Raw genomic sequence first — 238 nt, forward strand, 5'->3', positions numbered from 1 at the left:
CCGGATTCTTGAACAAGAAACCGCAGAGCAAATGCATTCGCTCTTATTTACCGCAGATGAGCGCTTATCTGGCGGCATGGCCCACGGCTTTTACATCAGCGACTATAACGGTCATCGCGTTATTGGCCATGGCGGCGATACTATGCAATTCCACACCGACTTAGCCATAGATAAAGACCAGAATATCGGTATCTTTGGCTCTTATATGTCGACGGTGAGCAATGCCGCACGCAATAAT

The 238-nt window shown here is 48.3% G+C and carries 1 pseudogene; it reads left to right on the forward strand.

From position 1 onward, the window contains the following. A pseudogene (locus tag R0K30_RS23435) lies at nucleotides 1–238 on the forward strand (hypothetical protein); the annotation flags it as partial.

Origin of the sequence: Bacillus sp. SIMBA_154 (assembly GCF_046536015.1) — a bacterium.
GTDB lineage: Bacteria > Bacillota > Bacilli > Bacillales > Bacillaceae > Bacillus > Bacillus pumilus_P.